The following is a 12,303-nucleotide window of genomic DNA, read 5'->3' on the forward strand; positions in this document are numbered from 1 at the left end:
AGCGTAATGGTCGACAGTCTCACAGGATGAGCCAAGCTGAGCTTCGTGACGAATCAGGTGCCTCGTTGTAGTCGCGCTGGGCCCAGTGACTCGAACCACTGCTCGTTGAAACATTCGTCCCGGAACTTGCCGTTGAAGCTCTCGACGCAGGCGCTCTGGGTAGGGCGGCCTGGATTGTTGAGCAGGGGCTGAACTCCTCGCGAATACAGCCACACGAGCAGGACCTGCGAGGTGACCTCCGGCCCTTGGTCCGAGCGCAGCGCCCTCGGATATCCCCTGAACTGACCTACGCGGTCCGCGCACCTGCTTGACGTACTCGTCGCTCATTCCATGATCCACAATGATGACGATGCACTCCCGACTATAGTCGCTGACGATCGCATGAGGTGCTCCCCTGAGAGCAAGCATAGAGGCATCCGAAATGATGCAAGAAGCAGGTGAAATTCTCCAGAACGCCCATCCCTCCCCTCCTCAGGCTTGCCCTCAGGACCGGCTCCCGTGAAGCCTTGGACGCATGCATCAGCAGAGGCGTCGACCTGACGGCTCGTGACGAGTTGGGCAACACTCCCCTGATGCTTGCGGCTGTGCGGGGCAGCAGGGATTGCTGCGAACTGCTGGTCCGGCATGGAGCCGACTGTTCGGCAACCAATAGCAGAGGCCAGTCTGCCTCGGACATTGCCGAGGAGGCCGGTCATGCAGAACTTGCCGCCTTCCTATGTCCCCCGGAAACACAAGTTGCCCCTCCCGATCCTGTCTCTCCAGACACCAAGGACCCCCTCTCCTTGGAGCTAGCAGAGGAGGATGACACCGATCTCTTCGGTGAATGGGAATGCGAGGCAGAGCCTCTTCTCGAGAGACATGACACAGGATGCGCGGTTGCTGCCGCAGCGGTGCAACAGGCAATCAGCGCACACCGCCCTGTCGATGATTGGGAGGAATGGCTTGTCGACGATGTGACATTGCCGGTTGTCACCGGTCGGCGGCGACAGAGCAGTCTCGACGAAGCTTTCCGAAGCCGGCTCAGGGAAATGCTCGGCAGGATCGCTACCGCTGGCAGCGTCCGCCCCTCCGACGTAGCGGCGGACCTGGAAGAGTGGCTGAACCAGCAGCATGAAGATCAGCAGGAAGCATTGCTGAGGGGAATGCTGGATGCGCTCGGGGATCTGGGCGTCTGTGTCGACGAGGATGCGTGGGAGCTGCCGCCGACCGATTCCACCTGCGCAGGGATCGACGAGGAAACGGAAGACGAGGTGTTCGAGGCGCTGGAAAGTCTTGAACGCCAGCACGCCGACCCATACCGGGCGTACTTCCGCGAACTCCAGAGGCAAAGCGTCCTGCTCACTCACGCCGAGGAGATCAGTCTTGGTCGTGCCTTGCGGACAGCGCTTCAGGACTTCGTCGGACTTGCCTGCAGACACGGCACTTCTGCATCGCTTCTGGTGGAGATGTCGCAAGGCTGGCTCAGTCAGCAGTTTGCCGACCTTGCAACCTCGGACAGCGACAGTACAGTCCTCGCCCCTGTCCTGGCGGATCGGGATGCCGATCCGGAGTCCGATGCGCCGCCTGTCGAGCATCAGTCGGACTTCAACTGGCCGCGCATCCGTGAAGCGCTGAGAGAGTTCAAAGAACCTGGGCTCGCAGATACAGCGGCGGCGAATGGTCTGACCCGCATGCTGCGGACGATGCCCTTCTCCCTGCCCCAGCTTTCCGGATACCTGCAGGAACTCCGAAAAACCGACGTTTCCGAAGCCTCTCTCCCCGAAATGGCGGCCGCGCTTGCCAAGGCAGCTGACGCCCGCAACGAACTCATCGAGAAGAACCTGAAGCTGGTCGTCTCGATCGCCAAGAAATACGTCTTCTCCGGAGTGCCGCTCCTGGACCTGATCCAGGAAGGCAACATCGGCCTGATGCGGGCCGTGGACAAGTACGACCCGGAGCGGGGATTCAGGTTCTCGACGTATGCGGTCTGGTGGATCCGTCAGGCCGTCTCTCGCAGCACTGCAGATTCGTCGCGCCTGATCCGGCTGCCGGTTCACCTGCACGAGAAGCTACGGCCCTTCGAACAGGCTGTGGATCTCGTTGAACGCACATCCGGAGGACGAGCCGGTGCGCGAGAAATCGCAAGTGCAATGGGCGTGGACGAGAAGGAAGTCATCAAGATCCTTCGGATTCCCGGTGAACCGGTCAGTCTTGACGATCCATCGATCCTGGATGAACTGTGGCGGGTCGACCGGGTGGATGAGGCTGAGCTGCCGGAGGCTGTCATTGCCAGACAGGTTCTGGGCCGCAGGATCGACGAAGCACTCGACGGACTGAAACCGAAGAAGGCTGCACTGATCCTGCGGATGCGATTCGGCATCGGGACAGAGCACGAACACACGCTCGAGGAAGTCGGGCAGGCCATGTCTGTTACCCGGGAGCGGATACGCCAGCTGGAATCCAGGGCGCTGGGTGACCTGAAGAAGAGAACGGCCGAAGTCTTTGCATCTGAAATCAAGCCAAAGCCCGGCGACAGGAAGACAGATTCGGGAAGACCAGTTCTTCCCGGCATCTCCGGCCTCCCTCCAGGTTCGGCAGATGAACCAGAAGAAGCGGAGGAGCCCGGAACATGAACGGCAAGCTGCACATCCCACCGAGAGCCGGCGCCATGGTCGAGGCGCTGCGCGGACTGGGCTACACGCCTGCGACAGCCTTGGCGGACATCATCGACAACAGCATCGCCGCCGGTGCCCGGCAGGTCGATCTCCGGTTCTGCTGGGCAGGCCCCGACTCCTGGATCAGCATCCTCGATGACGGCTGTGGAATGAGCAGGGAGGATCTCGTCAAGGCCATGAGGCTGGGGGAACGCAGTCCGCTCGAGACAAGAGCGGCCAGCGACCTCGGAAGATTCGGCCTCGGGCTCAAGACAGCCTCGTTCTCCCAGGCGCGCCGCCTGACCGTGTCCACCCGCAGGAAGAGACGCGCCAGCTGCATGCGGTGGGATCTCGATGTGCTTGCCGGCGCCAGCGACGACGGCTGGTACCTACTCGAAGGGCCTCATACCGGCTCCGAGGATCGTCTGGCGGCGCTAGCGGATATCGAGCAGGGAACCCTCGTCCTCTGGGAATGCATGGACCGCATCGTCGGCGCCGGATTCCGGGAACAGGACTTCCTCGACCTCATCGACCAGATCGAGAGGCATCTGGCGATGGTCTTCCACCGGTTTCTCGAGGGACCCGCGCCGCGATTGAGGCTGAGCGTCAACGGCCGGGGAGTGCAGGGATGGGATCCTTTCCTGGTTAATCATCCTGCGACCTGGTCATCCCCCGAGACGAGACTGCCTCCCCCGAACGGCGCTGTCACGGTCCAGTGCCATGTGCTGCCTCACAAGGACCGGCTGACCCCAGCCCTGCATGACAGCGCCGCCGGGCCCGAAGGGTGGACCTCGCAGCAGGGCTTCTATGTCTACCGCAACAACCGGATGCTTCTGGCTGGCGGATGGCTGGGGCTGGGACGCGGGCGCGCCTGGACGAAGGAGGAGGCTCACCGGCTGGCCCGCATCAGGCTGGACATCACCAACGCTGCCGACTCGGACTGGAAGATCGACATCCGGAAGTCCACGGCAAGGCCTCCCGTGACACTGCGCGACCATCTCACGCTGCTGGCGGAGGACACGCGGGAGCGGGCCCGCAGGGTCTTCGCGCACCGCGGGCAGGTGCAGGTCCGGCCAGGAGAACAGCCGGTCACGCAGGCCTGGAAAGCGGAGCACTTCAAGGGCGGGATGCGGTACAGGATAGACACGACTCATCCGGCTGTGAGCGCGGTACTGGAGCAGGCCGGAACGCTTGCACCGGAGATCCGCGCCATGCTCCGGGTCGTCGAGGAAACGATCCCTGTGCAGCGGATCTGGCTCGACACAGCGGAGTCCAGGGAGACGCCAAGAACCGGATTTGCAGAGACCCCGAGCGCCGAGGTGACTGATCTGCTCCGCGTGATGTACCGGAACCTGGTGATCAGGAAAGGGGTTGATCCTGCCCTTGCCAGACAGCGCCTGCGCCAGACGGAACCCTTCAACAATTTCCCGCAGCTGATCGACGCGCTGCCTGATCATCCCTGAGAACAAGACGAAGATGAGCTACGACAAGGTCGTGAAGTTCGCGCAAGAGCTCCTGCAGGACGAGGAGGACAAGGCGCAAGTCACCCCCGCCCTGATCGAGACCCTGATCGACAGGGTGCTTCAGATCAACCGCCGTTGGGCCGACGGCCTGGACCGGCAAGCCGTGACGGACGAACTGATCCGGCGGAACAGCCAGTGGATCGGGCAGGACACCACCCTGACCGACAGCACCGATCACGAGGCTTGGCTGGACCCCGCCCGCAAGAGAAACTGGAGGTACTGGCAGCGCTACCGCGAATGGCTGGAGCGCCGGATGTCGCTGAATGCGGTCGATGCGCTTGACCGGACCACGGACAACATCCTGGGAATGCTTGAGGACCCCCAACGGAAAGGTCCCTGGGGCCGGCGAGGTCTGGTGGTCGGGCATGTCCAGTCCGGCAAGACCAGCAACTACACGGCGCTGATCGGCAAAGCAGCGGATGCGGGCTACAAGATCATCATCGTGCTTGCCGGACTGCACAACAACCTCCGCGCCCAGACGCAGATCCGGCTCGACGAAGGCTTCCTCGGCTACGAGACCCGTCCGCTAGTCCATGACCTGAAGATCACGGGAGTCGGCGAGATCGACGGTGACGCGGCGATCCGGCCCAACTTCGCCACCAACCGGACCGAGAAGGGGGACTTCAATGCGACAACCGCGAGGACCCTCGGCATCAGCCCCGAACAGCGGCCGTGGCTGTTCGTGGTCAAGAAGAACAAGACCGTGCTCGAACGGCTCTATCAGTGGATCCGCAACCATGTTGCCGATGCACAGGACGGCCGGCGGAAGATCGTCACGCACCTCCCTCTGCTTCTGATCGACGACGAATCGGACCATGCCTCCGTGGACACGGGAGAGCAATGGTTCGACGAGAACGGCAAGCCGGACGAGGAACACCAGCCGACCGCAATCAACAGCAGGATCAGGAAGATCCTGCACAGCTTCTCCCGCTCCGCTTACGTCGGCTATACCGCGACTCCGTTCGCCAACATCTTCATCCACGAGCGGGGCGAGACAGCCGAGGAAGGACCGGATCTATTCCCTTCGGCCTTCATCACGAACCTGGGCGCTCCGTCGAACTATGTCGGGCCGGCGCGGGTCTTCGGGAAGCCGGGGCCCTCCGGGCGGGAAGGAAGTCTGCCCCTGATCCGCGAGGTGGAGGACCACGTCAGTGCCGACGGGAAGCACGGCTGGATGCCCGCCGGCCACAAGAGCACCCATCGCCCGCAATGCGAGGGAGAGGCCAACATGCCGGCCTCCCTGGTCGAGGCCATCGACGCCTTCATCCTCGCCTGCGCCGTCCGGCAGCTGCGCGGCCACGGCCGCGAGCACAGCTCGATGCTGATCCATGTGACGCGCTTCAATGCCGTGCAGGAGATTGTTCACCAGCATGTCGAGACACACGTCGGCAGGATCCGGCAGCGCCTCGACCGCGGGATAGGCCATGAAGATCATCTTGGACGACTGAGAGCCCTGTGGGAGGCCGATACCTGTCCGACCGCGCTCGATATCCAGGAGGCTCTCGGAGATGACGCCCGCGCCCGGGTGCCGGACTGGAGCGAGGTGGCATCGGTACTGCCCGAAGTGCTCAGCAGCATCGACGTGCGCATGATCAACGGCACGGCAAAGGATGCGCTCGACTATGCAGAGAATGCCGAGATCGGCCTGAAGGTCATCGCGATCGGGGGAGACAAGCTGGCCCGCGGCCTGACGCTGGAAGGACTGTGCGTCAGCTACTTCCTGCGGGCATCCCGCATGTACGACACCCTGATGCAGATGGGTCGATGGTTCGGCTACCGTCCCGGCTACCTCGATCTCTGCCGCCTGTACACTACCGAGGAGCTGAACCGGTGGTTCGGGCTCATCACCGATGCATCCGAAGAGCTCCGCGAGGAGTTCGAGATCATGGCCCGCAACAAGTCCACCCCCAGGGAATACGGACTGCGGGTCAAGGCGCATCCCGGGCTGATGGTCACCTCCAGGGTGAAGATGCGGGCAGCCAAGAGCCTGATGCTGTCCTTCAGCGGCCATATCTCCGAGACAATCACCTTCTTCAACGACAGGCCGACACTCCAGGCCAACCTGGATGCGCTGGACAACCTGCTGGTCGGACTGGGCTCTCCCGAGACAGATCCCGTTCGCCCTTGGGACAAGGACGGTCCGGGGCGCTGGAAGGGCCGCTACCTGTGGCGTCACGCGACGGCGGACGACGTGCTGGCATTCCTTGGCAGCTACAGGACCCATCCCGAGGCACACAAGGCAAATGCAGCCATGCTGGCCGAGTTCATCCAGGGCATGACCACGGAAGGTGAGCTGACCGAGTGGAGCGTGGCACTGGTCGGCGCGGAAAGCCTAGAGTACGAGCACCAACTCAAGTGCGGCCTCAGGGTGGCGAAGCTGCGGCGCAAGAACGAACGAAGCGAAGGATCCGCCTACTCGATCGGACGTTTGCTTTCCCCACCTGACGAGGCAATCGACGTCGACAGAGAGACCTGGGAGGCCGCACTCACGCTCACGCGGGAGTCCTGGCATGCCGATCCGGGACGGGCAGACAAGGCCGGTCAGGAGCCGGATTTTCCCAGCGGAGTCGCCCTCCGGCGAGTACGAGGTCATGGGGCCCCCGGTGTCCCGCCTTCGCCGCAACGCGGGCTCCTGCTGCTGTACCTGCTTGATCCCGAGAGGTCGGGCGTGCCGAATGGCAAGAATCTGCCGCCCGTTGTCGGCTTCGGCATCAGCTTTCCCGGCAGCAACTCCGGCCGCAAGGTCGAGTACAAGGTGAACAACGTCGGCTGGGAGCTCGACTATGCCGATTGACGTGCAGGCGATGAGGAGCGCCTGGCGTGCCCTGAGCGGAAACAGAAGCGAAGGCTGGCGAACCATCGCCATCGGAAGCATCGGCCCTGTCAGCCTGATGGCCGGCCGGCAGTTCCCAGACAACCAGGAGGCCGTCCTGGTGGGATTCCACGGCGGGCAGGTTCCTCCTGCAAGCCAGCTCCCACAGGGCCACGGCTTCCGCGTCCTGAGACTGCCGTCCGGAGCGCTCGGTGACGACCGGCGATGGGTCGGGCTCGTGCGTCAGGACAAGGGCAGCCTGGAACTGTTCACGATGATGGTGACCGATGTCCTCCAAGCGCTTGGCGGTGAGCCGCGTTCCTCCGCGGAAGCGATGCTCGCGATCTTCCTCCAGCGCATCAAGGCATGGCAGGAATTCATGCGCCGCGGATCGGACGGTCTCCTCAGCCCCGAGGAGGAACTCGGCTTGGCGGGCGAACTGCACTTCCTCGGCTCACTGCTTGATGCCGGGCTGGATGCGTTGTTCACGCTGAAGGCATGGCAGGGACCGGTGCATGGATCACACGACTTCGTGGTCGGTCCGGGAGCCATAGAGGTCAAGGCCACCCTTGCCGTGCAGGGCTTTCCTGCCCGGATCGGCTCCCTTGAGCAGCTCGACGACTCGGTCGTTCACCCGCTCTGCATTGCGGCAGTCCGCTTCTCGACAGGTTCCGGAGGACTGACGCTTCCCGGCATGGTCGGAGAGTTGCGTTCGCGGCTGGAGGGCGAGTATCTCGCGCGGGTCATCCTGGACAGCAAGCTGCTGCACGCTGGTTATGCCGATGCGCACTCCGACGGCTACACGAGGCAGTTCTTGCCGGTGAACGCCCGACTGCTCCGTGTGGGGCCGGACTTCCCTCGCCTGATTCCGGCGACCGTCCCTGTTGCCGTGCGACATGCCAGCTACGAGCTGGATCTCGACCTTGCCGAGGCGCAGCAGATGCAGCTTCACGAACTACTTCAAGAACTGGGAGCAATCTAGAGATGGAACTCAGCGAGTTTCTCCGCGACATCCAGGGGCGTGTCCGCGCCGAGATCGAGGAACGCGTCGCCGATGGGGGATCCGGATACCCTCACGCGGAATCGGTCTTCACCGAGATCGTGATGCAGCACATGGCCGACATCGGAATGACCTACAACCCCGAGATCTGCCATGTCTCGATGAAGGCAGGGAATTCCAGGCTGCGGCTGAGCGGCTGGTCCCTGTCGGAGGATGGAGAGCAGCTGGATCTGTTCGTCAGCCTCTACAGTGGCGAGCAGGAACTGGCCTCCGTGCCGGACAGCGACACGGTCCAGGCTGGCAAGCATTGCCTCAACTTCCTCACGGCCTGTGTGGACGGAAAACTGCTGAAGCAGATCGACGCGTCGAACGAAGCCTATGCACTGATCCTGTCCATTCGCGATGCTTATGCCACGCTGGACCAGGTCAGGGTGTTTGTGCTGACCGACAGGCACGCCAGATCCAAGAACTTCGCATCCAAGGAAATCTCCGGCAAGCTGGTGAGACTGGAAGTGATGGACATCGAGCGGCTCCACCGGCATCTCGCCGAGGGCAAACCGCGCGACGAACTGGTGGTGAACTTCGAGGATGTCTGCGGCAGCCCCCTGCCCTGCGTCTACATGGAGGACGAGACCTCGGGGTATGACTACGCGCTCACCGCGATTCCCGGGGAAGCACTGCGTCTGCTGTACGAACGCTTCAGCACGCGCCTTCTCGAGGCCAACGTCCGCTCCTTCCTGAACACCACGAACAAGGTGAACAAGGGCATCCGCGAGACGCTCCAGCGGCAACCCGAGCGCTTCCTTGCCTACAACAACGGGATCGTTCTCGTGGCGGACGAGGCAGGCATGCGTCCCTCGGTGGACGGCGCCCCTGGCATCGCTTGGCTCAAGGGCATGCAGATCGTCAACGGGGGCCAGACGACTGCATCCATCTACTTCGCCAAGCGCAGGAACCCCGACATCGACCTGAGCCGGGTCCGGGTGCCGGCCAAGGTCATCGTTCTCCGCTCGCAGGACGGAACAGCGGAAGAGACTCTGGTGTCCGACATCTCCCGCTACGCCAACAGCCAGACTGCCGTGAAGGTTTCTGACCTCTCGGCAAACCAGCCCTTCCATGTCGAACTGGAGAAAGTATCCCAGTCGGTCTACTGCCCGGACGGCACGAAACGCTGGTTCTACGAGCGGGCTTCCGGGAGCTACACAACGCTGCTGTCTCTCAAGGGCAGGACACCGGCGCAGTTGCGCAAGCTCAAGGACGAGATTCCGTCCACGCACCGGATCACCAAGACGGATCTCGCCAAGTACCTGAATGCTTGGGAACAGCTGCCTCACATCGTCAGCAAGGGGTCGCAGAAGAACTTCAACGACTTCATGGATGCGCTGGTCGGTGATGGCAGCGGCCCTGCCGACGAACTGCCGGATGCGAACCAGTGGAAGAGGATGGTCGCCAAGACCATCCTGTTCAAGCGGGTCTCGGGAATCGTCAGGCCGAAGTTCCTGTCGTTCCAAGCGAACGTGGCGGCCTACCTCGTGTCACTGATCGCGCACCGCCTGGGGGACCGGCTGAACTTGGATCGTATCTGGCAGCAGCAGGATCTGTCCCCGCGGCTCAAGGAGCAGGTGGGCATCTGGGCTGTCGAGGTGAACAAGGTTCTCCATGAATCGGCAAACGGGAGGATGGTGTCGGAATGGGCCAAGAAGCAGGAGTGCTGGGAGGCTGTTCGCAAGGCCACGTACTCGCCTGTGGTGACCGGGATCCCGGAGCTCAAGGCCATGAGGCTGGAGGCAACACCCGGGGTGGATGTAGCCTAGGTGTCATGGGGGGCCACGATGCGCCAGAACAGCTGATCGAGCTTGTCAGGCTCACGGGTCTCGCACTCCCAGATCGTCAGAACCTTCCATCCCTGCTGCTGAAGGGCAGCGGCCTTGGCGGCATCACGGATCACGTTCGCCTCGAACTTGCCCGTCCAGAAATCCTTGCGCGATGCCGGCACAGAGGCAAAGCGGCAGCCGGGATGACGATGCCAGAAGCAGCCGTGGACGAAAACCACGGTCCTCAAGCCCGGGAACACGAGGTCGGGCTTCCCCGGCAGGCGCCGGTCATGGAGCCGGAAGCGGAGCCCAGCGGCGTGCAGGTACCGCCTCACGAGCATCTCGGGCCGGGTGTCCGTGCCTCTGATGCCGGACATCATCCGGGACCTTGTCTCTGCGCTGACGATGTCGGCCATCCTGCTCACCAATACTTCCTGGCGCGATGCTGCCCTGCCTGGTAGGATCGCGCCCTTTTCCAAGCGGTTTGCCGGGAGCACCGGCAACCGGATCGACTGCCCACATGTCCGTTCCCGTCATTGATCTCTTCGCAGGCCCCGGAGGACTGGGAGAGGGTCTGTCCCGCTCGAACTCTGCCGACTTCAAGGTGGTTGTCTCCATCGAGAAGGACGCCATGGCATTCGAGACCCTGCGGCTGCGTGCTGCCCACCGCGCCCTGCTCAAGGGAGCGAACACCCCCGAAAGCTGGCAGACCTGGGACGAGATTCTGGGTCGTGAGCACTGGAGCGAGGTGTTCGAGAAGCTGCGGAACTGCAAGGATCCCGGCATCCGCAGTGCCTGCGAGATGGCTGCCGAAGAGGCGTGGCACTTCGAACTGGGAAGCCATAACCGGGAGACCGTGTCCAAGGGCATCAGGCAGCGGCTGCAGCCCTTCCTCGTCAAGGGGAAGCTGCCCCGGAACATCGTCCTGATCGGCGGGCCGCCCTGCCAGGCCTACTCGCTCGTCGGGCGTGCACGGAATCGGGGAAAGGAAGGCTATCGCCCAGAGGAGGATCACCGCCACTTCCTGTACCTCGAATATCTGCGGGTGATCAACGAGTTCAAGCCAGCGGTCTTCGTCATGGAGAACGTCAAGGGGATCCTGACTTCGACCATCGAGGGCAAGCAGCTCTTTGCAACCATCACCGAGGATCTCAGGCGCCCAGACCGTGCATGTGGCACCCCGGAAATGCTCGAGTACGTACTGGTTGCTCTCCCTAACGGAGCTGAAGGTTGGTTCCCGCCGCATCCGGACGCCGAGGACTTCATCGTGCGAGCCGAGACGCACGGCATTCCCCAGGCTCGTCACCGCGTGATCATCTGTGGTGTCCGGCGAGACGTGTATGAGGACGCCAAGAACATGGTGGGCCGCCTCCAGCCGGCACCTGTGACATCCGTCGCTCAAGTGATCCACGGTCTTCCTCGTCTGCGCCCCGAGGTCAGCTATCGCGGACGCGGCTTGAGCTGGCTTGACAGTTTCTCCCTGCCCCTGATGGAGAAGGCTCTCCAGGAACTGAGAAGCCGCCCAGGTGAGCAGGGACGGAAGGTGGCCGTTGCCATGGAGAACCGGCTCAGAGCCATGCAGCAGCAGGACGATCCCGGACGTGGCAAGGACCGCCATCCGTTGCCGAACTTTCCGGCACCGAAGGTCCGGCCAGAGTGGTACGCGGATCGTCCCTTGACACTACTGACCAACCACGAGTCCCGATCCCACATGCCGGAGGATCTTGTACGTTACCTGTTCGTCGCATGCTTCGGAGAGGTCGCAGAAACCAGCAGCCCCCGGCTTGCCGACTTTCCGCCCTGCCTGCTGCCCCGACACAAGAACGTCGATCCGAACAACATCAGTGCCGCCATTTTCAAGGACCGGTTCCGTGTCCAGCTTGCCGGTGCGCCCAGCATGACAGTGACCAGCCATATCGCCAAGGATGGCCACGCCTTCATACATCCGGATTCGACACAGTGCCGCAGCCTGACGGTTCGCGAGGCTGCCCGGCTGCAGACGTTCCCTGATTCCTACGTGTTTCTTGGCAACCGGACATCACAGTACACCCAGGTTGGTAACGCAGTACCACCCCTGCTTGCCTATCAGATCGGTGAGCTAGTTGGGGATGTCCTGCACCGTGCCGGCCTTGCCTCTGCACTCCCGAGCAGTCCCCATCAGTTGGTTGACGCCACCTGCTGAGCAGCCTGAGCGCCCAGAGCTATAGCTACTCCACCCAAACCCAAGGATGGTCTTTGGACGGGACCAGCAGTGCCAACTCGAGCCCCTCAAGCACCGCGAGGGACTCCATCCATCCGGGCGGCAGCCAGCGAGAAGACGTGTTCATGTCCGGGAAAGCCCTTTGCAATTGGAAAGCCGCGGAGTTGCGGGCTAAACAAACTCCGCGAAGTCTGCCATCTTCAGGTCGCTGCACCCATTGAGCATATCCGCTGCCAAGGAACGCTTTCATGCCAGCAACTTGTGTTGGCGCCGACCGAAAATTGGGTCTTCCGCTTTTTGTGTTGGATCGACCCGGCTCCC

At 62.8% G+C, this 12,303-nt stretch carries 8 protein-coding genes and 1 pseudogene; 7 read left to right on the top strand and 2 right to left on the bottom strand.

The window, feature by feature from the left end; genetic code table 11:
• Nucleotides 1–53: 53 nt before the first annotated feature.
• A complete protein-coding gene (locus D3A59_RS26940) occupies nt 54–215 on the bottom strand; it encodes an integrase core domain-containing protein (protein ID WP_419187278.1) in 162 nt (53 codons plus the stop codon).
• Nucleotides 216–437: 222 nt separating this feature from the next.
• Between D3A59_RS26940 and D3A59_RS26945 the strand changes: the two are divergent.
• From D3A59_RS26945 to D3A59_RS24175, 6 genes and pseudogenes are all read left to right on the top strand, one after another.
• A pseudogene (locus D3A59_RS26945) lies at nt 438–716 on the top strand (ankyrin repeat domain-containing protein); the annotation flags it as partial.
• A gap of 66 nt (nt 717–782) precedes the next feature.
• A complete protein-coding gene (locus tag D3A59_RS24155; RefSeq protein ID WP_240636197.1) occupies nt 783–2,612 on the top strand; it encodes a sigma-70 family RNA polymerase sigma factor in 1,830 nt (609 codons plus the stop codon).
• Nucleotides 2,609–4,096, top strand: a complete 1,488-nt coding sequence (locus D3A59_RS24160; protein ID WP_240636198.1) for an ATP-binding protein — start codon at nt 2,609–2,611, stop codon at nt 4,094–4,096. The genes D3A59_RS24155 and D3A59_RS24160 overlap by 4 nt, the downstream gene beginning before the upstream one ends.
• 13 nt (nt 4,097–4,109) lie before the next feature.
• Nucleotides 4,110–6,950 carry a Z1 domain-containing protein gene (locus tag D3A59_RS24165; protein ID WP_119157871.1) on the top strand — a complete coding sequence of 947 codons (2,841 nt, stop codon included), beginning with the start codon at nt 4,110–4,112 and terminating at the stop codon, nt 6,948–6,950.
• The gene (locus tag D3A59_RS24170) at nt 6,940–7,950 is read left to right on the top strand and encodes a PD-(D/E)XK motif protein (protein WP_119157872.1); all 1,011 of its coding nucleotides are present in this window, start codon (nt 6,940–6,942) and stop codon (nt 7,948–7,950) included. The genes D3A59_RS24165 and D3A59_RS24170 overlap by 11 nt, the downstream gene beginning before the upstream one ends.
• 2 nt (nt 7,951–7,952) lie before the next feature.
• On the top strand, nt 7,953–9,782 hold the full coding sequence (locus D3A59_RS24175) for an AIPR family protein (RefSeq protein ID WP_119157873.1): 1,830 nt from the start codon (nt 7,953–7,955) through the stop codon (nt 9,780–9,782).
• Here D3A59_RS24175 and D3A59_RS24180 read toward each other — a convergent pair.
• Nucleotides 9,779–10,198: a very short patch repair endonuclease gene (locus D3A59_RS24180; protein ID WP_119157874.1), complete on the bottom strand. Its 420-nt coding sequence runs from the start codon at nt 10,196–10,198 to the stop codon at nt 9,779–9,781. The genes D3A59_RS24175 and D3A59_RS24180 overlap by 4 nt on opposite strands.
• A gap of 104 nt (nt 10,199–10,302) precedes the next feature.
• Here D3A59_RS24180 and D3A59_RS24185 point away from each other — a divergent pair, with 104 nt between their 5' ends.
• The gene (locus D3A59_RS24185; protein ID WP_170162391.1) at nt 10,303–11,964 is read left to right on the top strand and encodes a DNA cytosine methyltransferase; all 1,662 of its coding nucleotides are present in this window, start codon (nt 10,303–10,305) and stop codon (nt 11,962–11,964) included.
• Nucleotides 11,965–12,303 lie beyond the last annotated feature (339 nt).

The sequence above is a fragment of the Caldimonas tepidiphila genome (assembly GCF_003569765.1).
Lineage (GTDB): Bacteria > Pseudomonadota > Gammaproteobacteria > Burkholderiales > Burkholderiaceae_C > Caldimonas > Caldimonas tepidiphila.

Coding starts and splice junctions, on each gene's coding strand:
- D3A59_RS24170 (WP_119157872.1), top strand. CDS start 6,940: ATGCCGATTGACGTGCAGGCGATGAGGAGCGCCTGGCGTGCCCTGAGC.
- D3A59_RS24160 (WP_240636198.1), top strand. CDS start 2,609: ATGAACGGCAAGCTGCACATCCCACCGAGAGCCGGCGCCATGGTCGAG.
- D3A59_RS24185 (WP_170162391.1), top strand. CDS start 10,303: ATGTCCGTTCCCGTCATTGATCTCTTCGCAGGCCCCGGAGGACTGGGA.
- D3A59_RS24165 (WP_119157871.1), top strand. CDS start 4,110: ATGAGCTACGACAAGGTCGTGAAGTTCGCGCAAGAGCTCCTGCAGGAC.
- D3A59_RS24175 (WP_119157873.1), top strand. CDS start 7,953: ATGGAACTCAGCGAGTTTCTCCGCGACATCCAGGGGCGTGTCCGCGCC.
- D3A59_RS24180 (WP_119157874.1), bottom strand. CDS start 10,198: ATGGCCGACATCGTCAGCGCAGAGACAAGGTCCCGGATGATGTCCGGC.